At 34.9% G+C, this 25,389-nt stretch carries 24 protein-coding genes and 2 pseudogenes; 15 read left to right on the top strand and 11 right to left on the bottom strand.

The window, feature by feature from the left end; all coding sequences use genetic code 11:
• Window positions 1-5: 5 nt before the first annotated feature.
• Window positions 6-563: a DUF411 domain-containing protein gene (locus Dongsha4_RS13910; protein ID WP_330202948.1), complete on the bottom strand. Its 558-nt coding sequence runs from the start codon at window positions 561-563 to the stop codon at window positions 6-8.
• Window positions 564-769: 206 nt separating this feature from the next.
• Between Dongsha4_RS13910 and dmeF the strand changes: the two genes are divergently transcribed.
• Both dmeF and Dongsha4_RS13920 read left to right on the top strand, forming a co-directional pair.
• On the top strand, window positions 770-1,723 hold the full coding sequence (gene dmeF / locus Dongsha4_RS13915) for a CDF family Co(II)/Ni(II) efflux transporter DmeF (RefSeq protein ID WP_330202949.1): 954 nt from the start codon (window positions 770-772) through the stop codon (window positions 1,721-1,723).
• 961 nt (window positions 1,724-2,684) lie between these two features.
• A complete protein-coding gene (locus Dongsha4_RS13920) occupies window positions 2,685-3,167 on the top strand; it encodes a crossover junction endodeoxyribonuclease RuvC (protein ID WP_330202950.1) in 483 nt (160 codons plus the stop codon).
• Window positions 3,168-3,345: 178 nt separating this feature from the next.
• Here the strand turns inward: Dongsha4_RS13920 and psb27 are convergent, their stop codons facing one another.
• Together psb27 and Dongsha4_RS13930 are read right to left on the bottom strand one after the other, a co-directional pair.
• Window positions 3,346-3,753, bottom strand: coding sequence for a photosystem II protein Psb27 (gene psb27 / locus Dongsha4_RS13925; RefSeq protein WP_330202951.1), 408 nt, complete (start codon window positions 3,751-3,753; stop codon window positions 3,346-3,348).
• A gap of 231 nt (window positions 3,754-3,984) precedes the next feature.
• Window positions 3,985-4,167, bottom strand: a pseudogene (locus Dongsha4_RS13930) (IS1/IS1595 family N-terminal zinc-binding domain-containing protein); the annotation flags it as partial.
• A 127-nt stretch (window positions 4,168-4,294) separates the two neighbouring features.
• On the opposite strand from Dongsha4_RS13930, the gene Dongsha4_RS13935 reads away from it, so the two are divergent.
• The 5 genes from Dongsha4_RS13935 to Dongsha4_RS13955 all read left to right on the top strand — a co-directional run bounded on the left by Dongsha4_RS13935 (window position 4,295) and on the right by Dongsha4_RS13955 (window position 8,345).
• A complete protein-coding gene (locus Dongsha4_RS13935; protein ID WP_330202952.1) occupies window positions 4,295-4,447 on the top strand; it encodes a hypothetical protein in 153 nt (50 codons plus the stop codon).
• Between the two features lie 10 nt (window positions 4,448-4,457).
• Window positions 4,458-5,645 carry an L-2-hydroxyglutarate oxidase gene (lhgO, locus tag Dongsha4_RS13940; protein WP_330202953.1) on the top strand — a complete coding sequence of 396 codons (1,188 nt, stop codon included), beginning with the start codon at window positions 4,458-4,460 and terminating at the stop codon, window positions 5,643-5,645.
• Between the two features lie 239 nt (window positions 5,646-5,884).
• Complete coding sequence (locus Dongsha4_RS13945) at window positions 5,885-6,727, top strand: universal stress protein (protein ID WP_330202954.1); 843 nt, start codon at window positions 5,885-5,887, stop codon at window positions 6,725-6,727.
• Window positions 6,728-6,835: 108 nt separating this feature from the next.
• Window positions 6,836-7,435 (top strand): DUF1517 domain-containing protein, encoded by a 600-nt coding sequence (locus tag Dongsha4_RS13950; RefSeq protein WP_330205444.1) that lies wholly within the window; start codon window positions 6,836-6,838, stop codon window positions 7,433-7,435.
• Between the two features lie 28 nt (window positions 7,436-7,463).
• Window positions 7,464-8,345: a hypothetical protein gene (locus tag Dongsha4_RS13955; RefSeq protein WP_330202955.1), complete on the top strand. Its 882-nt coding sequence runs from the start codon at window positions 7,464-7,466 to the stop codon at window positions 8,343-8,345.
• 103 nt (window positions 8,346-8,448) lie between these two features.
• Here Dongsha4_RS13955 and Dongsha4_RS13960 read toward each other — a convergent pair whose 3' ends face one another.
• Entirely contained in the window at window positions 8,449-9,336 is an 888-nt protein-coding gene (locus tag Dongsha4_RS13960; RefSeq protein WP_330202956.1) for an AEC family transporter, read from the bottom strand.
• Between the two features lie 439 nt (window positions 9,337-9,775).
• Between Dongsha4_RS13960 and Dongsha4_RS13965 the strand changes: the two genes are divergently transcribed.
• Window positions 9,776-10,261, top strand: coding sequence for a GNAT family N-acetyltransferase (locus Dongsha4_RS13965; protein ID WP_330202957.1), 486 nt, complete (start codon window positions 9,776-9,778; stop codon window positions 10,259-10,261).
• A gap of 144 nt (window positions 10,262-10,405) precedes the next feature.
• Here the strand turns inward: Dongsha4_RS13965 and Dongsha4_RS13970 are convergent, their stop codons facing one another.
• Window positions 10,406-11,005 carry a pseudouridine synthase gene (locus Dongsha4_RS13970; protein WP_330202958.1) on the bottom strand — a complete coding sequence of 200 codons (600 nt, stop codon included), beginning with the start codon at window positions 11,003-11,005 and terminating at the stop codon, window positions 10,406-10,408.
• 42 nt (window positions 11,006-11,047) lie between these two features.
• Here Dongsha4_RS13970 and Dongsha4_RS13975 point away from each other — a divergent pair, with 42 nt between their 5' ends.
• From Dongsha4_RS13975 to pstS, 3 genes are all read left to right on the top strand, one after another.
• Window positions 11,048-12,445 carry a DUF2079 domain-containing protein gene (locus Dongsha4_RS13975; protein WP_330202959.1) on the top strand — a complete coding sequence of 466 codons (1,398 nt, stop codon included), beginning with the start codon at window positions 11,048-11,050 and terminating at the stop codon, window positions 12,443-12,445.
• Between the two features lie 150 nt (window positions 12,446-12,595).
• Window positions 12,596-13,483 (top strand): agmatinase, encoded by an 888-nt coding sequence (gene speB / locus Dongsha4_RS13980; protein ID WP_330202960.1) that lies wholly within the window; start codon window positions 12,596-12,598, stop codon window positions 13,481-13,483.
• A gap of 463 nt (window positions 13,484-13,946) precedes the next feature.
• Window positions 13,947-14,975: a phosphate ABC transporter substrate-binding protein PstS gene (pstS, locus tag Dongsha4_RS13985; protein ID WP_330202961.1), complete on the top strand. Its 1,029-nt coding sequence runs from the start codon at window positions 13,947-13,949 to the stop codon at window positions 14,973-14,975.
• Between the two features lie 172 nt (window positions 14,976-15,147).
• On the opposite strand, the pseudogene Dongsha4_RS13990 reads toward pstS, so the two are convergent.
• Window positions 15,148-16,040, bottom strand: a pseudogene (locus Dongsha4_RS13990) (IS701 family transposase).
• Between the two features lie 131 nt (window positions 16,041-16,171).
• On the opposite strand from Dongsha4_RS13990, the gene Dongsha4_RS13995 reads away from it, so the two are divergent.
• Window positions 16,172-16,651 carry an aminotransferase class V-fold PLP-dependent enzyme gene (locus Dongsha4_RS13995; protein WP_330205445.1) on the top strand — a complete coding sequence of 160 codons (480 nt, stop codon included), beginning with the start codon at window positions 16,172-16,174 and terminating at the stop codon, window positions 16,649-16,651.
• Between the two features lie 111 nt (window positions 16,652-16,762).
• Here the strand turns inward: Dongsha4_RS13995 and aroA are convergent, their stop codons facing one another.
• From aroA to pyrH, 4 genes are all read right to left on the bottom strand, one after another.
• Window positions 16,763-18,091: a 3-phosphoshikimate 1-carboxyvinyltransferase gene (aroA, locus tag Dongsha4_RS14000; protein ID WP_425590765.1), complete on the bottom strand. Its 1,329-nt coding sequence runs from the start codon at window positions 18,089-18,091 to the stop codon at window positions 16,763-16,765.
• A 125-nt stretch (window positions 18,092-18,216) separates the two neighbouring features.
• Window positions 18,217-18,558 (bottom strand): hypothetical protein, encoded by a 342-nt coding sequence (locus Dongsha4_RS14005; protein WP_330202962.1) that lies wholly within the window; start codon window positions 18,556-18,558, stop codon window positions 18,217-18,219.
• An 87-nt stretch (window positions 18,559-18,645) separates the two neighbouring features.
• Window positions 18,646-19,167, bottom strand: a complete 522-nt coding sequence (frr, locus tag Dongsha4_RS14010; RefSeq protein ID WP_330205447.1) for a ribosome recycling factor — start codon at window positions 19,165-19,167, stop codon at window positions 18,646-18,648.
• A 16-nt stretch (window positions 19,168-19,183) separates the two neighbouring features.
• A complete protein-coding gene (gene pyrH, locus Dongsha4_RS14015; RefSeq protein ID WP_330202963.1) occupies window positions 19,184-19,906 on the bottom strand; it encodes a UMP kinase in 723 nt (240 codons plus the stop codon).
• Window positions 19,907-20,232: 326 nt separating this feature from the next.
• Between pyrH and cpcA the strand changes: the two genes are divergently transcribed.
• From cpcA to Dongsha4_RS14030, 3 genes are all read left to right on the top strand, one after another.
• On the top strand, window positions 20,233-20,721 hold the full coding sequence (gene cpcA / locus Dongsha4_RS14020; RefSeq protein ID WP_330202964.1) for a phycocyanin subunit alpha: 489 nt from the start codon (window positions 20,233-20,235) through the stop codon (window positions 20,719-20,721).
• 72 nt (window positions 20,722-20,793) lie between these two features.
• Window positions 20,794-21,654 (top strand): phycobilisome linker polypeptide, encoded by an 861-nt coding sequence (locus Dongsha4_RS14025; RefSeq protein ID WP_330202965.1) that lies wholly within the window; start codon window positions 20,794-20,796, stop codon window positions 21,652-21,654.
• A 29-nt stretch (window positions 21,655-21,683) separates the two neighbouring features.
• On the top strand, window positions 21,684-21,953 hold the full coding sequence (locus tag Dongsha4_RS14030; protein ID WP_330202966.1) for a phycobilisome linker polypeptide: 270 nt from the start codon (window positions 21,684-21,686) through the stop codon (window positions 21,951-21,953).
• A 131-nt stretch (window positions 21,954-22,084) separates the two neighbouring features.
• Here the strand turns inward: Dongsha4_RS14030 and cobN are convergent, their stop codons facing one another.
• Complete coding sequence (cobN, locus tag Dongsha4_RS14035; protein ID WP_330202967.1) at window positions 22,085-25,336, bottom strand: cobaltochelatase subunit CobN; 3,252 nt, start codon at window positions 25,334-25,336, stop codon at window positions 22,085-22,087.
• Window positions 25,337-25,389 lie beyond the last annotated feature (53 nt).

Genomic DNA, 25,389 nt, shown 5'->3' on the forward strand with positions numbered 1-25,389 from the left:
TTTGGTTAATAGGAATGATAGTTTTTAAATACCTGCACTTCTCCTTTTTTATTGAAAGCTAAGACTTGAAAAGGTTGTTTGATGTTTTGTGCTTCCATTCCGGGAGTTCCAATAGGCATGGCAGGTACAGCTAAACCAGAAAATTGAGACTTTGTGGATAGAAAACTTTTAATGTCATCGGCGGGAATATGTCCTTCCATTGCGTAACCGTCAATAATAGCTGTATGACAGGATGTTAATTCTGTAGGAATTTTATACTTTTGTTTGATCGATTCTAAGTCATTAGTTTTTATATCTTTAACGATAAAACCATGTTTTCTGGCGTGTTCTATCCAGCCACCGCAACAACCACAATTGGGACTCCGATAGACGGTCATTTTTCTAACTCCTGAGTAAGAAGGCTTTGTTTCTCTATCCCAAACGCTCTTTATTATTGAATTGTTGACAACTTCATCAGCATTAGCAATGTTAAGGGGAGTGACATAAAATAAACCTCCTAAAAGTAAAGAAAACATTGATAAAAGACTTGAAGCGAGAATAATTTTAGTAGAAAACTTAAGCATAATCAGTTCAATTCCAATTCACTAAAGGAAAAAATAGTTCTATTTATACGTTAAACCTTCTAGTAGGCTAGAGAGTCAATTACTTTTAAGCTAGTTTACAGGTTTACTGTTTAGGTTTGGGTAGAGGGTAATTAAGATTTAAGAATAGATTTGAGTTTGGGATAAAATAAATGGTTAAAAATTAAGTATTATTTGTTACGAAATTAATGCACGTACATAATTTAGAACAATGGCAACATTCTCATGATTTTCTGATAAATCAGGAAAAATCGGAGAAAAAAACCCAGATAGTGATGATTTTGACGGCAATAACCATGGTGGTGGAGATTATTACGGGTTTACTGTTCGGTTCGATCGCACTTTTGGCGGATGGTTGGCACATGGCGACTCATGTTGGTGCTTTTGCTATCACTTTATTTACTTATCGATATGCGAGAAAAAATGTTAATAATCCTAAATTTACTTTTGGTACAGGTAAGGTAAATGTACTAGGAGGGTTTGCTAGTGCCGTGGCGTTAGGGGTAATTGCTTTAGTTATGGCGTTAGAGTCGGGAATGCGTCTATTTGAACCACGTCCGATATATTTTAATCAGGCCATTGCAGTGGCAATTATTGGTTTGATCGTTAATTTAGTTAGTGCTTGGTTACTACAAGACGATCACCATCATCATGATCATCATACCCATGAACATCATCACCATCAAGATCATAATCTTCAAGCGGCTTATGTACACGTTTTGGCAGATGCTTTAACTTCTATCCTCGCAATTGTTGCTTTGTTTGGAGGCAAAATTTGGGGTTGGATTTGGCTTGATGCAATTATGGGTTTTGTCGGTGCAGGGGTGATTACAAAATGGGCTTATCATCTCATTAAAGATACTAGCTCAATTTTATTAGATGGAACTGCGGATCAAAAAACTCGCCTAGCGGTAATTAATGCTATTGAAGGGGATGCGGATAATCGGGTGGTTGACTTGCACCTATGGTATTTAAGTCAAAATAGTGTAGCTGTGATGATTTCTATTGTTACCCATGAGATGCGATCGCCCAACTATTATAAAAATCTCCTTAAACATATTCCTTCTTTGACTCATATTTCTGTGGAAGTTAATCCCTGCGAAGGAGAGCCTTGCATCAAGTATGACCTCAGTTTAGTCTAACATTCATAAAAATTCTCTTCAACCTCCATTGCCCATTGCCTATTCACAATTGACAATATTAAGTTCTATTATCAATCATTTTAAGAGTCCAAAAAACCACTAAGCCAATAATCATGTAACCTAAAACTATTAGAGAAGGAGTAAGTCTATCTAGGATTTTATCTGAATCTGAAAATGTGGCAATACCCACCAGAAAATATGCGAAAAAACTAATTATCAACCAAAATAACAATAATATGAAGGATAGCAAAAATGGAATGATTTGATGAGAAGAAAGTTTTAAACCTATAATGTACAGACCGAAGAATATGTTGCTCAAAAAGGCAAAAATTCCTCCAGATAAAGAAATTAAGTGTATCAGTCTAAACATATAAGAACCTTGAATAATTTAATTTTGACCTAATTTTAAGTATCGGTACTCTAACATTAATAGACATCGATCGAATTTAAGCTAAAAATCAATTCTTATTTAGAAAAAATAAATATTAACCCTGTTCTCTGCCGCCTGATTTAAAAGTTTGATATAAAGTCAAGGTAATCTTAACCTCAGTTTGGTTTAAGAATATCGGGTAAGTATCAGGTTGTTGGAAAATTAGGGAGAAACGAGTTCGGAGAGTTCGCACCTTTGGCTCTTACACTCCCCTCGGTAGTGAACGGGGTTTTGAATTCTTAATTATCAACTATTTACCTTTGCCCCTTGCCCTTTGCCCTTTTCCCTATCACTCATAGATAAAAATTTATCCCGAACTCAGGTTAATCTTAATTTCAACTTTCTACATATTTCTTTTTTGGTTGACAATCTTTATTAAAATAAAGCAATTGGTAACTAAAAGTTGACAATATAAATTGAGAGAGAATAAAATCAAAAGACTTCTTGCTTTGTCTAGGGAGAGGCAAAAGTTATAAAAATCGACTATTTTCCTGTAGAAATAGATCTAAAGACTATTTGAGATGAAAAAATATGATTTGGTTAGGAATTGATCCGGGATTAGCGATTATTGGTTGGGCGATTTTGTCAGGAGATGAAACTTGTTTACCAGAAATTATCGAGTATGGAATTATTGAAACCAGTAAAAATATAACAACAGGAGAGCGTTTAGCGGAAATAGAGACAGATTTTGTTAGTATTATTAATGAATTTCAACCAGAAGGGATTGCTATTGAAATGCCTTTTTTTAACCGTCAAATTAAGGCGGCAGGAGGAGTCTTACAGGCTTTAGGGGTTATTAATTTGGTTTGTTTTCGAGATGCTCATTTGACTCCTATTTTTCTTCATCAGTCTAGTTGGAAAGCTCATTTAGGTAATGGTAGAGCAAAAAAAGCAGAAATTGCTTCTACCTTACAACAGTTATTTGATTTACCTGATTTACCTATTGATGATAGTGTTGATGCGATCGCGATCGCATATAGTGCTTGTTGTGGTTTAAGGAATATGATTGATTAAGTATTGTCATTTTTTCTTCCCCCTTCTGAAATTCAAATTGAGAGTATCAATTAGGTAATGTTATGATATAGACTGATTTTGCTTTTCTAAAATGAAACAGCCCTGCCCTTGTAAGGGGGATAAAGGGGGGTTTGCCCCTTGCCCTTTAAACTTAAACTTTTCCTAATTTGTAATTGAATTAATAACCTTTTTTAATAGCAAATTCTACTTGTTTAAATTCTTGTAAAAGACGTTTTTTCAACTTTTCAGGCATCGGGCGATTTCCATAAGAAGTATAATAACCTGCTAAAGAATTGAGGGCGGTTTGCATAGTGGTAAAAGACTTTAAACCGCTATATTTATTATTTTTACGGTAGCGAGAAACGTAATCATTAATCTGTTTACGGGCAAGGGTTTGATTTTCTCTTTTTACTTCAATAGAAGCGTCTGCAGGTGTTTCAATAACCTGGGTTAAACTTTCAATAACGGTTAAAGTATCGTCAGTGTATTTACCTGTAAGTGCGATCGCACCTTGACTAAAACTAAATAAAGCAATAGTAACAATTAAAACTAAAGAGATTATTTTACGTAGATATGATTTAATCATGATTATGGGAAATTGTGTTTTATCCCTTAAAATTTTATCTCAATTATGACCATCTTCACGGTAATAGTTTTCCAAAAAAAAGCTAAAAGGCATTTACTTAAATTTTTACGAACAAGTCTAGCAAAGTGAGGAGAAAGGGAGATAAGAAGAGGAATTGGGGTGTTAGAGCATCTGTTAGAAGTTAGATAAATGAACAAAAAGTCAAAATAAAAGCAATAAAAGTTAATAAATAATAGACATTCCACTGCAATACAGAATTACTGTTTCTAGTTTCATCCACATAGGTTTACCTCGCTCGATCTTATCAGTAGTGAACTGATAGTTACAGTGCTTACATTTAAACCTTTGTTGACCACGAGCAAAACCGTTTTTGATGATTTTAGTATTATGACGTCGAGGGCATTGATGAGACATGGTTAATTAATGATGATAGGATCAGTTTATATCATAACATTACCTAATTGATACTCTCCAAGAGAATAAACATTTTAAAATACAGTCAACCTCAAAAAAAACTATCAAAGCAGATTTACAAGAATTAGTGAAATTGATCGCAGAAAAACAAGTTAATATTAATTTTCCCATCACCTTAACGAAAGCAATACAGGAAAAATTAGGCAATAATTTAAAGGAAATAGAGATTCAATCAGAAACCTCGCAATATTATTCTTTAAAAGAAAAATTACCAGAATAACAACTTAAACATGACTTACGATATAGCAATTATAGGGGGAGGCATAGTTGGTTTAGCCACTGCCATGAATTTACAACAAAAATATCCTCAGAAAAAAATTATCCTTGTAGAAAAAGAAAATCATTATGCAACCCATCAAACTGGCCACAATAGCGGAGTTATTCATTCGGGAGTTTACTATCAACCCGGTAGCTACAAAGCAAAGTTAACCACTCAAGGAAATCGAGCCTTAGTTGAATTTTGTCAAACCCACAATATCAAATATGATGTCTGTGGAAAATTAATCGTTGCCTGTAAAGAAAAAGAATTATCTCAATTAGAAAATCTCTATCAACGAGGATTACAAAACGGCATTGCCGTCACTAAAATTTCAAGGGAAGAAGCTAGAGAAATTGAACCTTATGTTAATTGTATTCAAGCCATAAAAGTACCTACTGCAGGGATTGTTGACTATAAGGAAGTAGCAAAAAAATACGCAGAAATATTCTGTGATAGTGGTGGGGAGATTCGCTTAAATACAAAAGTTGTTAATCTTAAATATCAAAATTCTCAACATATTATCATCACAAATCAAGGGGAAATAACCTCAAAATATCTAGTTAATTGTGCAGGGTTATACAGTGACAAAATCGCTATATTAGGTGGTGTCAATCCAGAAATGAAAATTATCCCTTTTAGGGGAGAATACTATGAGTTAAAGCCCGAAAAAAGGTATTTAGTTAAACATTTAATCTACCCTGTGCCTAATCCAGATTTTCCCTTTTTGGGAGTGCATTTCACCCGTTTAGTTGACGGCAATATTCACGCAGGCCCCAACGCCGTATTGTCATTAAAACGAGAAGGATACAAAAAAACAGATTTTGCTTTGGGAGAATTTTGGGAAACTATTACTTACTCAGGATTATGGAAATTAGCGAGTAAATACTATGAAGAAGGAATAGAGGAAATTATCCGCTCATTTAGTAAAACAGCTTTTGTTAGGAGTTTACAAACCCTAATTCCTGAAGTACAAGAAAATGATATTATTCCCTCTCCTGCAGGGGTAAGGGCGCAAGCATTAAATCAAGATGGTACTTTAGTACAAGATTTTGCTTTATTACCGACAGAAAATGCTCTTCATGTTTGTAATGCTCCCTCTCCTGCGGCTACGGCATCTTTAAAAATCGGAGAAGTCATTTCTCAGAATGTCGCTTTTTGATTCGATTAGCAATTAGTAATTAAGACAAGGCAATAGGGAATAGGAAATAGGCAATAGGCAATAGGCAAAAGCGTTTAATTAACCTCCCCCTCTCACCTCATCACCTGCCACCTGAAACCTGAAACCTGACACCTAACCCCAACACCCTCAACACCCTATTTACAAAATGTTAGATATTGCCGTACCTAATCGCTGTATTTTAGAGATAAAGAGTTTAATTTAAAATACTGTTGTAGAATATGTTAGATAAAATTTTATATGCCGATTCTGGCAATGGTCACACTCAGGAAATGCTGAAAATTTTACTCGATATACCAGCATTTAAAAACAGTGAAATAAATATTCTCCATGTTATTCCCCCTCAAGTTTCTGCGGATGCTTTAGCTGAAAAATGGGAAGAAGGTGGAAAAATACTTTCTGAAATCGTTAAAAATGTTAATCTTGATCCCTCTAAGGTTGCTACTATTTTAAAACAAGGCGATCCTAAAGATACGGTTTGTAAGACGGCACAAGAAATTAATGCAGACTTAATTTTAATGGGCTCTCGTGGTTTGAAACGTTTAGAGTCTTTTTTGGAAAACTCTGTTAGCCAGTATGTATTCCAATTGAGCGATCGCCCCATGTTACTTGTGAAAGATGATATATATGTAAGGAAAGTAAAAAGGGTAATGTTAGCCTTAGATAAATCCGAGTCTTCTTCCTACGCCCTTGAAATGGCGTTATATCTTCTCAGAGATTATCGTGAGGCAGAGTTGTATTTAGTCAGAGTGAATCCTGATATGAATGCCGATTTAGACTTATCGACGGCGGAAATGGAGCAAAATCCTGTTTTAGCTTCTGCTTTACAACAAGCGAAAAGAATGGGAATTTCTGCTAAATGTATTGTGAAAGGAGGAAAACCAGCACAACAAATTTGCAAATTAGCCGATGATAATAATATTGATTTACTCTTATTAGGATCTCCAGATCGTCGTCCTTCTATTGCTAAAAGTTTAGTTGATTTAGACCGTTTATTGGGTACTTCTTTATCTGATTATGTCAGGGTTAATGCAAATTGTCCTGTTTTATTAGTCAGAAAATAAATTAAAAATAAACTTACTTTTAATCAGAAATTAGCAATTAGTAATTAGCAATTATAAAATAATAATATATAAATTTAATAACTCGTAATTCCTTCCAAATTTAAAATTATCATGAGTATAGGCGATCGCATCAATGAATTCATGGGTAAAACCCGTTATGTGGTTTCCCGTATCTTTGTTCATCTTGAGGGAGAAGAAGTAGCCCCTTTTTTGGGTATTTTAAACCAAAATGCCCGTAGGGCAGTAGATGCCGATGGTGAAATGGACACTATGGGAGAATGTCTAGTCAACATTTGCGAAGGTCTATTGCAATACGAATTTTACTGGAAAAGTGCTTCTAATGAAGGGGATGTATTTTGGAATGAAGGAGATGCAGGAGATTATGTAACGGAGTTATTTACCGATTCTGCTCAACGGTATCTTAGTCAACCAGACTTAGAAGACGATGAAGAAGATGACGGTTTATCCCTCCCCGTAACCGATAATATTATTGTTATGATCACAGTAGCTTTTGAGGGAGAAGTGCCAGAAATTGAAACGGATTTAGCCCAGAGAGATAGTTTAAAAGATGGATTGAAAGCCCTAATTAGCTTACATTATAAACAAAGATATAGAGCGATCGCAATTCATTTCTCTCCTGCTAGACTGGGAGAACAACTTAACTCCGATCAAATCTTAATCAATTTTTCTGAATTAATCCCCCTGTGATCAAGAAAAAATAACACTATAAAAAACAATGTTTAAGCGAATTGTAGCCCTATTTTTAACAATCTTCCTTTCTTTTGGGACTTTTGCTTGTGGCGCTCCTAATAGTGAAGCCGTTAGCAACTCCAACAATTTTAATAACAATACCAATATTCCTAGTAATAACATTGCTAGTGGTAAATATCCCGTACAACAAGCAACATTTAATGATATAGACGGTGAATATACCCTCATGTTGTTAAATACTCCAGCCGGTAGCAGTCCTGTTTTTCGTACCACTAACCTACAAATGGCTCGTTTAACGGATGAAGAAATCAAAGAAGGACAAAGTACCTACGCTGAAATTAAGGGAAACGAAGCAATAATGCACCTCACAGAGGATTTTCGCATTGAATATGTCCACAACGAAACTCAAACTGTCACCAATCCAGATACAGGCAGACAGGAAACCGTTATTGTTAGACGAGAATCCAATTTTTGGACTCCTTTTGCAGGGGCGATGGCAGGACAAGCCCTAGGTAGTTTATTATTTACCCCTAGATATTATGTTCCTCCTGTCTATTCTGGTGGCAATTTATCAGGTATTGGTGGCTATGGAAGCACTTATAATCAGGCCGTGCAAAGCTATCGTAGTAACTATAATTCTGCCCCCACAGTGGAAAAAAATCGTCAATCTTTCCGCTCTACAGGCACTCTTAAAAATAGTTCTGGTAATACTATTAATCGGGTCAATAGTAATAATAACAAAGCTACTGGGTCAGGTTTTGGCTCAAGTGATTTGAAAAACAGTGGTAATTCTAGCAAATATAAACAGCCTAGCAAAAATAGCTTTGGCAGTAATAAATCAAGTGGTTATAGAAGAACTACTCCCGCTAGAAGAAGTGGGGGATTCGGTAGCCGTCGTCGTCGTTAAACTCTCTGAGTAGGGAATGAGTCGGGAAAGAGGTATCAGGTTGCAGGTTTCAGGTGGTAGGGGTTGAATATATTCAACCCTTACAGTATTAGGGGGTAGTTAATTAAATTATTAGAAAAATAACCATTGGTATAGTAATAAAACTCATTAGAGTGGAAAGAATTATTGTCCTAGATACCATTGTTATATCCCCTCCAAATTCTTGCATCATCACCGCCGTATTAATAGCCGTAGGCATGGCAGTTTGTAAAACCAATACTTGTAAATCTAAGCCCTCTAAACCCATTGTTTTCCCCACTCCATAAGCAATTAAAGGTGCGATCGCAAGTTTACCTAAACTAATTAAAAAGTGAATAAAATCAAACTGAAAACGAGTATTTGTTAACTGCATCCCCAAAATTAAAAGAGCGATAGGAATAGAAGACATCCCCAACCACTCAATGCTTTTCCCCAAATTAAACGGCAGAGTAATATGGGCTAAATGAAGAGAAACTCCTAATATCATTGCCCAAATCAAAGGAAGGCGAAAAGTCATTTTTATGCCCTTGATAATTGATTCCCCCTTCAAAACCGCAGGTAAAACGCCAAATAAGACAATACTTGAACCAATCATATAAATTACCGCTCTTTCTAATCCCCCTTCTCCTAAAGCAAATGCGGTAATTGAAAGCCCCATATTCCCATTATTAGGACATAACAAAATTGCGAACAAACTGCGACGATTTTCTGACGATAACTTAATAACTTTACCAATTAAGATTATTCCACCATACAAAATGACAGAAATAACACCATAGGCAAATAAAAAACGAAAAGTAACATCTCCCCCCACAGAATTGCGATAAAAGCTATCTGTCACTAAAGCCGGTGCGAGAATATAAACCGTTAATTGCGAAAGAGTAGAGCGCTCTAAACTCAATTTTTTTCCTGCAACATAACCAATGATAATAATAAAAGCAACAGGTAAAACAGATTGAAGAATTATATTCATAACAAAAGTTAAAGTAAATAAGGCAAAAATTTTTGATTTTTATGAGCCTTGAGTGCATCTAAGTTTACTGATGAGGTAAGCAAAAGGGAAATATAAACCTGAGTTGAGATTTCAGAGTTAAAGTTAATACAAAAACAGTTAATATTCAAAAAATCAAGCCGTCAAACCCGTCACCTGAAACCTATCCAAATGGGATATTCTAACATTGCTGAATAAAAACATGAAACACAGAAAAAACTAGGTAAAAATATAAAGCCAGAGTCTGTATAAAGGGTTGGTTTGCCTCTTGCCTTCAACTTACAACAAAAAATCATAGCTCCAATCACCAACGCCGATATTCTTAATATCGAACTGAAGTAATATAAGAGTTTGAATCAGTTTCAAAAATATGAGGTAAAAGTAAAATAAGAACATTTTTCGCCAAATTAAACCAATCTAAATGATAAAAGTTATTGACGCAGATTTGAACATACCCGCTCATCGAGAAGCCGTAGTGGAGTTGATGAATACCTATGCCCTTGATTATATGGGAGGAGGAGAAGAATTATCAGATTTTGTTAAAAACAATTTAGCTAATGAATTAGCACGAAGAAAATATATTTATACTGTTTTAGCTTTTGTGAATGATAATCCTGCAGGGTTAATTATTGCCATTGAGGGTTTTTCAACTTTTGCTTGTAAACCTTTATTGAATATTCATGATGTGGTGGTTGCTTCTGCTTATCGTCGTCGGGGTATTTGTAAGTTATTGTTACAAAGAATAGAAGATATTGCCCTAAAATTGGGATGCTGTAAACTTACCCTAGAAGTATTAGAAGGTAATCAAGTCGCTCAAGCGGTTTATAAGTCTTTTGGTTTTGACGGTTATCAGTTGAATCCTGATATGGGCAGGGCATTATTTTGGCAGAAAAAGTTAAATTCTTAAGTAACACTGCAAATTATAACTGTTATAAGCTAAAACCCATTAAACTTACTTAACTTCTTTCATTAATTCTTAAAAATGATTTAAACGCTTACCTGTCGCCCTTTGCCTACCTTCACTGATAATTTTATATCGAACTCAGGTTATTTATAGATTGTCTAATATTTTTATTTCTGAGGTAGTTAATTCTCTGTATTCTCCTATATTTAAACCCTGTAAAGTTAAAGATAGTTGTTGGGTAATGCCGATTTTTACTCTTATTAATCGTAAAGTAGGATAACCTATCGCCGCAGTCATTCTTCTTACTTGACGATTTCTACCTTCTGTTAAAGTTAATTCTAACCAAGCAGTGGGGATATTTTGACGGTAACGAATGGGGGGATTTCGAGGGGGCAATTCTGGCTCTGATTTTAACATTGATGCTGTTGCCTTTTTTGTTTTTTTCCCTTTGATAATAACTCCTTCTTCTAATTGTTTTAATGATTTTGCGGTAGGGATATTTTCCACTTGTGCCCAATAGGTGCGAGGATGGGCAAAACTAGGTTCACAAAGACGATGTTTTACTCTGGGATTATCTGTTAATAAAAGCAATCCTTCACTGTCTAAATCCAGTCTTCCCACTGAGTAAATATAGGGTATATTAATATAGTCTTTGAGAGTTTGTCTTTGGTTTTTATGAGGACTATCATCGGTAAATTGACATAGAACATTATAGGGTTTATAAAACAAAATATACTTATATTTCATGGCTTGATTCAATATCAATAAATATTTTTTACTGTTAATTTAATGAAGATTTTATTCGCAAAATATAACAATATAATAACATATATATTAGTTAGTTTTTTTCTTTTATTTATTGCTAGTAGCTTTCGTCATATTTTATTTAATTCCCATGCTTTTGATTTAGGCATTTTTGATAATGGAATTTATCTTATTTCCCAAGGAAAAAATCCCTATGTTTCTTTCAGAGAATTGCATATTTTAGGGGATCATGCCGCTTGGATTCTTTATTTTATCGCTCCTCTTTATTTTATTTTTCCTTCTGTTTATTGGCTCTTTTTTATTCAATCTCTAGCAAGTGCGATCGCACTTCTCCCTATTTGGAAACTGAGTAAATTAAATAATTTAAGTGATTCTAAAGCTAGGACTATCTGCTTAATTTATATTTTATATCCTTTAATATTCAATGTTAATCTATTTGATTTTCATCCAGAAGTTATTGCTTTACCTTTATTTTTTGTCGCTATTTTAGCAGTTAAATTAGATAAAGTTATTTGGTTTATTATCTCTATTTTACTTATTTTAGGATGTAAAGCAGTTTTAGCTTTAAATATAGTAATGATGGGGATATGGTTAATTCTTATTTATCATAAAAAAAACTATGGTGGGATCGCAATTTTTAGTGGTATTTTTTGGTTTATTATTGCCACTCAATTAATTATTCCTGCTTTTAGTGGAGAAGAAGCGGCCGCAGTCAGTCGTTATGCTTTTTTAGGAGATTCTGTTAGTGAAATAGCCCTGAATTTAATTCTTAAACCCCAAATTATTTTATCTCATCTTTTTACTTTAGCTAATGCAGAATATTTACTACTTTTATTCTTACCAGTAATTCCCGTTTTAGCTTGGCAAGAAATACCTAATTTAATTCCTGCTATTCCCACTCTTTTTCTCAATCTTCTTACTGAATATCAACCTCAAAAAGACTTAGTACATCAATATTCTTTGCCTATAATTCCTTTTTTAATCTTGACTATAATTGCTAGTTTAGCTCATCATAAAACATGGTTTTATCAAAGTATAAAAATTAGAATTTGGTCATTAATTTTATTTTTAGCCTTAGCTAAATATATTTATTTTTTACCTAATGGTTTATATTTAAAAAACTTACATACATGGAAAGCTAGTAATGAAGCTATTAGTCTGATAAATACCTCAAAAAGTGTTTTTACTGCTCCTCAATTTGCTCCTCATTTAACTCATCGTTTAACTTTAGATCTTGCGATCGATTCTATTGACTATAATCAAGTTAATAAATTTCATTATGTACTCTTAAACTTAGACAATCCTACTGGATATAGTTCTCAAGAAGATATTAAAAATCTAATTAATTTTTTAGAAAAAAATAGAAAATTTCAGTTGAAATATAATCAAGACAATATATTTTTATTTGAAAACACTAAATAGAAAAAAGAAGAAAATTTAACTAGACAAAAACACTTAAATCTTGTAAAATTTTAAAATGTTATAAGCAAAAAAACCGTAAGGGATCAAAAATTTATTAACCCTAAAAGTTTAATAAAATATTATTTTTTCTCACTCATCAAAATACAAGCAATGAAACAGTTTTTAGAATCAGAAATTATCTCTACCTATGAAGAAGCAAAAATAGTTATTTTACCAATCCCCTATGAAATTACTACTACCTATCGTAAGGGGTGTGAATATGGGCCTGATGCGGTATTAACTGCCTCTGATCAACTAGAATGTTATGACGAAGAATTAGGAATGGAAACTTGTTTTCATGCCCCCATTTTTACCCATGACTATATCGCCGATACCCGTATCAACAACAATCTAACAGCAGATGATATGTTGAAAGTCACAACAGAAACCGTGACAAAATTGATCGAAGATAATAAATTTGTTATTGCAGTGGGAGGAGAACACGCTATCACAACAGGAGTAGTTCAAGCCTATCAACAAAACCTTGATGAACCCTTTACAGTAATACAGATAGATGCTCATGGAGATATGAGACATGAATTTGAAGGCTCAATTCATAATCATGCTTGTGTGATGAGAAGAATATTAGAATTAGGCTTACCGACATTACCAGTGGGAATCAGAGCAATTTGTCAAGAGGAAGCGGATTTAATCAAAGAAAAAAATATACCCGTAATGTGGGCGAGAAACATTTATTTTAATCCCCATTGGATGGCAGAAGCTATCAGTAACATCAAAACTAAAAAAGTATTCATCACCATTGATTTAGATGGAATTGACCCTAGTTTAATACCCGGAGTTGGTACTCCTGAACCCGGTGGCATGGATTGGTATCAACTATTAGCTTTTATGAATTTAATTTTTTCGAGCTTTGATGTAATTGGTTGTGATGTTATGGAATTAGCACCAACAAAAGATTCTGTTGTTTCTGAATTTACTGCGGCTAAACTAATCTATAAATTAATCGGCTACTGGCAACACAATAACTCAAGAAGTTAGGATGATGGGGTGAGAGGTTTCAGGTGTTAGGGGTGATGGGGGAGAAAAGCAGAGAGGGGGAAATTTATTGAATACTGTTGCTTTGTCTTAATTGCTATATTTAATTTTTATCTAATTTTAAAATATATAAGGTTATTTTCTAGTGAGATGACACTTCATCAGTATATTAAATTATTTCCTTAGTTAGTGAAAGAGAAAATAGTTAATAGCTTTACTATTGTTCGGGATAAAAAATATTTTATACTCTAACCAAAACTTCTTAAACTATCGTTAACCTTGTTTTAAATTAACCTTAAACTAAATAAAATTTTAGTGTTATAGATAACATAAAAAAAAGAGAAATATCATAATTGTCATAGTAAAAAAAGATAAGAAAAAACAATTATTTAAAAATATTAAAAGTAGAGCAATTTGTTTTAGAATTTAAGCTGTAAATAGTTTTCTATGGTATAGCATTAATCTAATGACTGATTTTCAAATTAGAAGAAGAGATTTTTTATACGGTTTAGCAGGTTTATCTGGTAGCGTTATTGCTAGTCAGTTACCTTTCGAGTCTGCTTCTGCTCAAGCCATGAGATTAAATGGTGCTGGTGCGTCTTTTCCTGCTCCTTTATATCAACGTTGGTTCGTGGAATACAACAAGGTAAATAGAAATGTGCAAGTAAACTATCAATCTGTAGGTAGCGGTGCAGGTGTTAAACAATTCATGGGTGGCACTGTGGACTTTGGAGCTAGTGATGTAGCGATGAAAGATGATGAAATTTCCCAAGTCAAAAATGGTGTGGTACTTTTACCTGTGACTGCTGGTAGTGTTGTAGTTGCCTATAACAATAAAGATGTATCTAGTCTTAAACTTTCTCGTCAGCAATTAGTTGATGTTTTCTTAGGTAAAATTAAGGATTGGAAACAACTAGGAGCTTCTAAAAGTAAGCCTATAAAAGTTATTCATCGCTCTGACGGTAGTGGCACAACTGCTGTATTTACTTCTCATTTAAGTGCCATTAGCAGTGAATGGAAAAGTAAAGTTGGTGAGGGTAAAACTGTTCAATGGCCTGGTGGTATTGGTGCAAAAGGTAATGAGGGTGTTACTGCTACTATTATGCAAACTGATGGTGCGATCGGTTATATTGAATACGGTTTTGCCAAAAATAATAACTTGAAAACTGCCCAGTTACAAAATAAAGCGGGGAAATATGTTTCGGCTACTTTAGAAAATGCTAGTAAAACATTATCTCAAGTAACTTTACCTGCTAACTTAAGAGCATTTATTCCCGATCCTGCAGGAGATAGTTCTTATCCTATCGTCACTTATACTTGGATTTTAGCTTATAAAAAATATTCAGATGCGAAAAAGGCTGAGGCTTTGAAAAATGTCCTTAAGTGGTGTGTTAGCAAAACTGGTGGACAGAAATTTAGTTCTCAATTAGGTTATGTACCTTTACCTGATAATGTAATTCAAAAAGTAACTCAGGCAATTAACACTATTGGTTAATAGTTTTAAAAGGTTGGGATTGGGAGTTTTAGGGTTTCACCTTTGGCTCGTACACTCCCTTTGATTGTGAACGGAGTTCAGGGTTCGGATTTAGTATTCATTATATACACTGTTCTCTGTTCCCTTTTTTAGTTCCTTATTCTTAATTTTCATAACGGTACTTAGACAAAAATTAAGCCCAAATAAACCCTAAACTTGCTTTGTATAAGCTAAATACTCCCACGTTATCTTTTAACCATTGAAAAAAGCGAAAAGACACTGCTGTCCGAAACGCCTCTAAACCTTCTGCAAAAGTATTTAAGGGTTTATTCCCCCATTGTCTCCTTAGCCCTCCTGTCAAACGATGCCATTGAATAAAAGTATAAGCACAAAATACCAATATTAAATGTCTCATTACACTTCTTTGTATTTCTCACTTGGTATTCTGATAAACCTAACCATCTAATTTTTCCAATAAATTAGTATTGTTGCCATAACCACCATCCATTAAAATTATTTCAGGACAATAATTTCGGTTTAAACATTTTTCAATTAGATTAAAGGCAATTTCAGGTTTTTTTGAAATTGTGGGTCGTCTTTTCCTTCTGGGAAATTTTCCGCTTTTTCATATAATTCAACATCTAGGGGAAAACTCCTGACTCCATCATAAATATGAGTAGTGACGATGACATTGCCATTATCAGTTTTGCCAATTGGACCAATATATTGTCTTCCAACACAATCAGTAAAATTACCACTCTTACGATGACCTGAATCATCGATAATTAAAGAGAAATATCTACTTATTTTAGTTTGACGACAAGAAGCTATTATTTCTAATCTTTGATCATTGACCTCATCATAATTCCATGTGGACTCTGTTAGAAAATGATGTAATTTATGATAAGTAATATCAAGATTATTATTGGCAATTTGAGTGATATTTTTTCTTTGAGAATCTCCTAATAAACCGCGCAAATAATTTCTAAACTCTCGTTTTTGTGCCTTTGTTTTTAAGACAGGATCTATTTTTTGACACCAGCGATTAAAACATGGGGGCATTGATGAAGAGGTGATTTCTTTCATTTTGACCTAAAAACACTATCATATAATCATTATAAGTCAATTCTTAACATCTTTTTGTCTAAGCACCGTTAGTCATCAAAAAAGATTATCATTTACAACCCCTCATTTATGGCGGTGGACATCAAAACGGTATTAGATCAGGTACATTAAATGTATCAGGGATAGTGGGATTGGGAGAGGCTTGTTATTTACGACAGTTAGAAATGCAAGAAGACGAAAGCGCGATCGCATCTTTCCGAGATCACTTACAATCATTATTACAAGAGAAAATCCCGAATTTAGTGGTAAATGGAGACACAGAAAACCGACTAGCTGGAAATCTGCATATATCCATCCCTAATGTGCCAAATAGTGCTGTTATTGCTCGAATCAGGGATAAACTAGCCATTTCTACTGGTTCGGCTTGTAGTAGTGCCACCATTTCTCCTTCTCACGTTTTAAGAGCGATGAATTTATCTGATGATTTAATCGAAGGTGTGTTGAGAATCGGAATAGGAAAATTCACTAGCGATATGGAAATAGAAAAAAGCGCAGAGATTCTAACTAATGCCGTTGAAAAAATTTTCCAGTTAACAAACATCTATGATACGGATAAATTTACTCCCATTTAACAAAAATAGAAAGTGCCGAGAAATGTGGAGGATAAGTATTAGATTAGCCCTCAACGAATCGCACTATTGCCTATTGTCACCAATTAAGCTAAAACACTATTTCCGTAAACTCTAATTAAATATTTCTTTCAAAGTATCAACAAAAGTAGGATAAGAAATTGATATTGCTTCTGCACGATTAATGATTGTATTACCTTTTGCATTCAAAGCTGCGATCGCAAGACTCATGGCAATACGATGATCAGTATAACTGTCAACCTCCGCTCCTTGCAAAAAATTTCCCCCCGTAATTTCCAAACCGTCGGGTAATTCGGTGATTTTTGCCCCCATTTTACCTAATTCTAACGCCATTACTGCAAGGCGATCGCTCTCTTTTACCCTCAATTCTTCTGCATCTTTAATAGTGGTAGTGCCTTCCGCAAAACAAGCCGCCACCGCAAGAATAGGAATTTCATCGATTAAACGGGGAATAATCGCCCCTGAGAGGGTACAGGCTTTTAATTGGCTCGTTTTTATCCTTAAATCAGCTACAGGCTCTCCTGCAGTCTCTCTTTCGTTGATAATGGTAATATCTGCCCCCATCATCTCCAATGCTTCTAATATACCCGTACGAGTGGGATTAATGCCCACATTAGTAATGGTTAACTCCGAATCAGGCGTAATTGCCCCTGCTACTAACCAAAATGCCGCCGAACTAATATCCCCCGGTACTATAACTGTTTGTCCTCGTAAGGGTGTCCCCCCTTCAATGGTGACGCTATTTGTCTCCCTATCAATCTCTAATTTACCGCCAAAAGCGTGTAACATTCTTTCGCTATGATCTCTTGATAAAGCAGGTTCAGTAACAGTGGTTTTGCCTTCACTCATCAACCCTGCCAACAGAATACAGGATTTAACTTGAGCCGAAGCAATGGGGGAATGGTAGTGAATGGGTTTTAAATTTTGTCCAACTACTGCTAAAGGGGCGTTTTGATGGTTGTTTCTACCGTAGATAACTGCTCCCATTTCTTGCAAAGGCTTGATTACTCTTGACATGGGGCGAGTTTTGAGAGAATCATCCCCTGTCACACTAAAAAACTTTCCTGATTGGGCGGCTAATAATCCCAACATTAAACGCATAGTCGTGCCTGAATTTCCTGCGTCTAAAACATCGAAAGGCTCTTGTAATCCTTTTTCTCCTACTCCGATAACTCTTACTTCTTCGCTATTTAATTCTGATATTTTTGCCCCCATTGCTTGAAAACATTTCGCTGTACTACGGGGGTCTTCTCCTAATAACAATCCTTTAATTATAGTTTCTCCAGATGCGATCGCACCTAACATTAAAGCCCGATGAGAAATAGACTTATCTCCGGGGATAGTAATATTACCTTGTAGAAATTGAGCTTGATGAGAAATTACTAACTGACTTGAATTTTGGTTATGAGTAAGGTTAATCACAAGTTATAAGAGAAAATAGCCATTGAACAGGAAGTTATCTTATCACATTTCTACAACAAAAATTTCTAGGTGTTAGGTATCAAGTGGCAAGTTTGACGACTTAATTTTTCAAATATTTAATGAGATTAATCATTAGGGATATATTTAACTCGACATTGCAAAATTTTCTCTAAAACAGCGCCTTCAGAGGAAATATCACCACTATTTTGAGATAGATATTGATAAACAGCATCGGCACTACAACCACAATAAGCATTAGCATCACTAGCAGTTTTTCCCTGTGCCTGAAGATTTTGGCTACACTGTTGAATAAAGTCCTGTTTATTCTGAGGATTTGTAACATTTAAGGGAATATTTGAGTCTGATTCCGATGTATTTTGAGCATAAGAGGGGGTAACAAAAAAACCCATAAAAAGGGAATTAATAACTATTAACGGAAAAATTCGGCTACATCTTGTCTTGCTCATAATCTGATCAAAATATAATTAAAAATGCTCTCCCCACTCCCTACTCCCTACTCCCCTACTTTTAAAAACTCCGAACTCCGAACTCGTTTAAATATTAGTTAGCTCTTTCTCTTTAACTTTTAATATATCATCAATTTTTGCGGTATATTTGTCAGTAACTTTTTGAATTTCATCTTGTAAATCTCTCGATTCATCCTCAGAAATTTCACTAGCTTTTTCTTGTTTTCTGACTTTGTCGATCGCATCTCGGCGAATATTACGAATAGCCACTTTACCTTCTTCTGCGTACTTAGAAGCTATTTTTACAAACTCCTGACGACGCTCTGCGGTTAAAGGGGGAATATTCAAACGAATAACTTGCCCGTCATTATTGGGAGTTAAACCAATATCAGACATAGAAATAGCTTTTTCTAACAGAGAAATACTACCCTTATCAAAAGGTTGAATCATCAAAGTGGTAGCATCAGGGGTACTAATATTCGCCAATGATTTTAAGGGAGTTTCCGCCCCATAATAATCCACCATAATTTTATCTAATAAACTGGCATTAGCGCGACCAGTACGGATAGTATTTAAGTCTTGCTGTGTTTTTTCAACACTCTTGAGCATTAAATTTTGAATTTCATCAATTAACGTCACAGAAACCTCCTACAATAGTTCCTACTTTTTCTCCTTTTACTGCACGGATTATATTACCACGCTCGAAAAGATTAAAAACAACAATGGGAATATTATTTTCCTTACAAAGTGCGATCGCAGTTCCATCCATAACCCGTAAATCGTTGGTTAAAACATGATTATAGTTTAAACTTTCATAACGACGAGCATTAGGATTAGTTACAGGATCACTATCATAAACTCCATCAACTTTAGTAGCTTTGAAAATGACTTGAGCGTCAATTTCCGCCGCCCGAAGTGCCGCAGTGGTATCAGTGGTAAAAAAAGGATTACCCGAACCTGCACCGAAAATAACCACCCTACCCAATTCTAAATGACGAATGGCTCTTCTCCTAATGTAAGGTTCAGCAACCTCCTGCATTGCGATCGCAGTTTGCACCCTAGTAGGGACATCCATTCTTTCTAAAGCATCCTGCAAAGTCATAGCATTCATCACCGTAGCAATCATACCCACATAATCCGCAGTGGCGCGATCCATACCCTTAGCAGAAGCCTGAACTCCTCTAAAAATATTACCACCTCCAACTACGATCGCCACTTGGACATTTTGAGCCACCACTTGAGCAATATCCTCAGCGATTTCGGCAACAACTTTGGGATCGATGCCGTAGCCTAAGTTTCCCATTAAGGCTTCACCGCTTAATTTTAACAAAATCCGTTGGTAAGTCATTCCTCGGTTGCCTTCATATTCGATAAATTTTCTTCAGTTAAGATACCAGTTTTTGACTACCATAAATTAGTTTTTTTATTAACAACTTACGATATGGATAACCAATATCCTCTCCGAATAATTAATAGGTTTTAATTTTCATTGACAAAACGCAATAAAACTTTACTAAATTCTAGGGAAAACTGCACGGAGTTTGCACAAAGATTCTGTTTAAATAATCACCAACGTTGAACAAAGTAGAAACAACATTTAAAAATTCAGTAATTGCAACCACTGAAAAACCTTTTTAACAAATAAAACAAAATTCATTAATCACATCGTTAATTATGAAAACACCTTTAACCGAAGCAGTATCCAGTGCTGATTCTCAAGGACGCTTCTTAAGCAGTACCGAAATTCAAGTGGCTTTTGGACGTTTTCGTCAAGCTACAGCAAGTTTACAAGCCGCTAAGTCTTTAACTGAAAATAGCGGCAGATTAATTCAAGGAGCGGCTCAAGCTGTATATCAAAAATTCCCTTATACCACCCAAATGCAAGGAGCAAACTTTGCCGCAGACCAAAGAGGGAAAGATAAATGTGCAAGAGATATTGGCTACTATCTCCGTATGGTTACATACTGCCTCGTTGCCGGTGGTACTGGCCCTATGGATGAATATTTAATTTCTGGTATTGAGGAAATTAACCGCACTTTTGATTTATCTCCTAGTTGGTACGTTGAAGCCCTCAAATACATCAAGGCAAATCACGGCTTAAGTGGTGACCCTGCTGTAGAGGCTAATTCTTACATTGATTATGCTATTAACGCTTTAAGTTAAAGCTAATTCATGTCTTTTTAATTAATTTATTTAATCCCAAATACAACAAATACTTAAGGAGGAAAAAACATCATGGCTATTACTGCCGCCGCATCTCGTTTAGGTGTATCTGCATTTAACGACTTCAAACCCGTAGAATTGCGCCCTAACTGGACAAAAGAAGAAGCTCAAGTTGCCATTAATGCTGTTTATAAGCAAGTTCTTGGTAACGACTATATCATGAAATCCGAGCGCCTTTCCAATGCAGAATCTTTATTATGTAATGGTTCAATTACAGTTCGTGATTTTGTGCGTATGGTAGCGAAATCTGAACTTTACAAAAATAAATTCCTTTACAACAACTTCCAAACCAGAGTCATCGAACTCAATATTAAGCACTTACTCGGAAGAGCTCCTTATGATGAGTCTGAAGTGATTGAGCATTTAGACTTATATCAAAATGAAGGTTATGAGGCTGATATTGACTCTTATATTGACTCTGAAGAATATAGTCGCAGTTTCGGGGAAAATGTTGTTCCTTACTACAGAGGATTCAATACTCAACCTGACCAAAAAACTGTCGGTTTTACCCGTATGTTCCAATTATATCGTGGCTATGCCAACAGCGATCGCGCCCAAGTTGGTGGAAATAAATCCCGTTTAGCATCCGAATTAGGACGTAATAGCGTTTCTGCGGTAGTAAATCCCTCTGGAAGCGGTGAAGGTTGGGCATATCGTCCATCTACTAAAGGTGTTACTCCCAATCAAACCTTCAGAAATTCTACCCGTGAAGGACGTGTTTATCGTATTGAAGTAGCGGCGATGAATTTACCCCGTTATCCCAAAGTGCGTCGTATTAGCCGTGAGTGGTTAGTACCTTACGAAGACTTATCCACCACTTTACAGAAAATCCAAAAAATGGGCGGAAAAGTAGCTAGTATTACTTTAGCGTAATTATTCAACTATCATGGAGGTTAAAAAAAATGTTAAGTACATTAGTTAGTGGTAGTTCCTATTCTCCTGCTAAAAATCGTGTTTTCGTCTATGAAGTCACAGGCTTAAAGCAAAGTGGAGAAAACGACAAAAATAACTATGCTTTCCGTAAAAGTGGCAGTGTGTTTATTCAAGTGCCTTATGCTCGTATGAATGAAGAAATGCAACGCATTAATCGCATGGGAGGCAAAATTATCAATATTAGTCCCCTTGTTATCTCTGAAGGCGGAAACGATGATAACGGTAATTCCGAAGAATAAATAATTTATCTCGAATAAATTAACATTAGCATGGGCTTTTTGTCCGTGCTTTTTTTCTGTTCATCATCTATATTATTAAACAGTTTCATTCTTATTCTAAATAACGATACTTCAAGATATAATCAATTTATTTAACCTAAGTTCGGGTTCAGATCAAACCCTTCAATAATCCCCTCTGATTGATGAATAATATTTCTTAGTTCATCGAGTAAATTTGTATCTACATTCTTCCATAACTTTCTCTGATGTGCCTCTATCAATCTTTCTCCCATGTCTCTTAATGCCCAAGGATTTTTTTCTTGAATAAATTGCCTTACCTTCTCATCTAATAAATAACTTTGGGCAACCCCAGTAAACATAAAATCAGGTACAGACTTAGTTGTAGCGGAATAAGCAAATAAATAGTCCACTGTTGCACTCATTTCAAATGCCCCTTTATAACCATGTCTCATTACCCCTGCTATCCATTTAGGATTAATAACTCTACTGCGATATACTCTGGCAATCTCTTCTTGTAAATGTCTAACTTTAGGGTTATCTGGTTGGGAATTATCACCAAAATAAACCGTTGGGTTTTCCCCTTGTAAATGTCTGACGGCGGCGGTTAATCCTCCCTGAAATTGGTAATAATCATCGGAGTCTAATAAGTCATGTTCACGATTATCTTGATTATGCAAAACTATCTGTAATTGTTTCAGTCTTTGTTCAAAGGCTTCGGGTTGAGATATTCCTTTTGTGCCTGTGTAAGCATAGCTACTCCAGTTTAGATATGCCCTTGCTAAATCTTCATCACTATGCCAATTCTGGGCTTCTATAAGTCCTTGTAATCCAGCCCCATAAGCCCCCGGTTTTGAACCAAAGAGCCGATAGGTTGCTCTCTCTCTTGCCTGTTTTTCCTCTAATCCTTGTTTGATCCAATATTGGGTATCTTTTTCTACCTGTTGGGCAAGGGGATTATTTTCTTTTTCTTCTTTGAGGCTTGACAAATATTGATTAATTTTATAGAGTAATTCCATTATGTTGGGGAATCCGTCTCTAAAAAACCCAGAAACTCTCACAGTAACATCAATTCTAGGTCTGCCTAACACTTCGAGGGGAATTACTTCAAAATCCACAACTCTACGGCTTACCCCATCCCATACGGGTTTAACTCCCATTAATGCCATTATTTGAGCAATATCATCTCCCCCTGTGCGCATGGTGGATGTACCCCAAACGGAAATTGCTAGGGTGCGGGGATATTCTCCATTTTCTTGGGTATATCTTTCGATGAGAGTTTCGGCGGCTTTTCTGCCTACATCCCAAGCGGTTTCACTAGGAATCGCTCGAATATCAACGGAATAAAAGTTTCTGCCTGTGGGTAAAACATCGCTTCTACCTCTAGTGGGTGCGCCTGATGAGCCACTGGGGATATATTTCCCTTCTAAGCCTTTGATAAGGTTATCTATTTCTTGCTCTGTTTTTTTTAAGTTAGGTAGGAGTTTATTTTTGATCCAGTCAAGAGATTTTTCTGTATGTTTTCCTAGTTTTATTTTTTCGGTTTCTTGTCCTTTTATTATTCTTTCTATTAATTCATTGGCGATGTTTTCTAAGTAGTCTTGCTCCCCCCTAACCCCCCTTAATAAGGGGGGAATTTCAGGGTGATTTTCTTTTGTTAATAAGAGGGAAATTTTATTGGTTTCTAAATCGGTTTTGATAGCTTCTATTAATCCTAAGTTATTATAACTAGAAAAACGTGCGATCGCACTTATTAAATCTCTTAATTGTCTTCCCTCTGGACATTGTCCAAAAATATGTAACCCATCTCTAATTTGAGCTTCTTTTAACTCACATAAATAACCATCAGCAACCGTTAAAAATTCTGTTAAACTATCTCTATTTACTTCTTTTATACCTAAATCTTCATTTAGTTTGGTTTCTTTGATTAAATTTGAGATGCGATCGCAGATTATTTTTAGCCTACTAGGATTGAGACTTTGGGCTTGATAATATTCATCAATTAAAGCCTCCAATTCTAATAATTCTCCATACAATTCAGCACGGGTTAAAGGGGGAGTTAAATGATCTAAAATTACTGCATTTGCCCTTCTTTTTGCTTGTGATCCTTCCCCCGGATCATTAACAATAAAAGGATAAAAATGGGGAAGTGTGCCTAAAGCAATTTCGGGATAACAATTATTAGATAAAACTAAACTTTTTCCCGGTAGCCATTCTAAATTTCCGTGTTTGCCAACGTGAATAATTACATCTGCTTGAAAAACATTTTTTAACCAATAATAAAAGGCTAAATAATTATGAGTTGGCTCTAAATCTGGAGCGTGATAATTGAGACTAGGATCTAAATCATAACCCCTTGATGGTTGTACTCCGACAAATATTTTGCCTAATTGAATCCCAGAAACAGGAAAAAATTTTTCTCCGCTTATTGAGGAGGTTTGGGAAGAATCAAAATTTTTGATTAAAGAGGTAAGAGAGTCATCACAATCCCCCCATCGATTAGTAATTTGTTGTTGAATTTCTAGGGGTAAAGTATGAAAATATTTTTGATATTCTTCTAAAGTTAAATACTGATTAATTTTCTTTTGAGATGTCATTTCTAAATCATTTGTTGCCCCTTCAATTAACTGAAAAATTAGCTTATCTCCATTTTCGGGTATATCTTGAATATCATAATTATTTACTTTTAACGCCTGTAAAATATGAATACAACTAGCAGGAGTGTCTAACCCCACTCCGTTCGCAATTCTTCCATCTTTATTTGGATAATTTGCTAAGATTAAAGCTACTTTTTTATCTGCGTTTTTTTTCTTTTTTAGTTTTATCCAATTTTTAGCTAATTGAGCAATATAATTAACTCTGTTTTCTTGAGGTTGATAAATAACAATGTCAGTTTCTAATTGAGGGTGTTTAGTAGCCACTGACTTAAAAGAAATTGCCCTAGTGATTATTCTTCCATCCACTTCAGGTAAAGCAACATTCATGGCAACATCTCTGGGAGATAAGCCTTGAAAACTATTTTGCCAATATTCTTCTGTACTTCCACTTAATATTACTTGAAGGACTGGTATATCTAAGGTTTCCCATATTTTCGTGTTAGATTCTGCTCCTATTTTTGCGACTGAAAAGCTGGTAGTATTTAAAATTAAATCTACTTGATATTTTTGTAAAATTGTGATTAATTCACCTTGAATATCAGCTTCTCTAAGGGATGATAAATAAATAGCTATACTACTTAAATTTTGTTTTTTTAATGCAGAGGATAAAGAATCAATAGGTTTTGTGTTGCCTGACAAAAAATGAGCTCTGTAAAAAATAATTGCAACATCGATTTTTTGCTTATTTTCTTCTTTTTTATTGGTATTTATTGAATAAGATTGGTTCACTTTTTATTTTAAAAATTTTGAATAATTGCAATTAAAGTTTAAAATTATATTCT

Source organism: Cyanobacterium sp. Dongsha4, assembly GCF_036345015.1.
Taxonomy (GTDB): Bacteria; Cyanobacteriota; Cyanobacteriia; order Cyanobacteriales; family Cyanobacteriaceae; genus PCC-10605.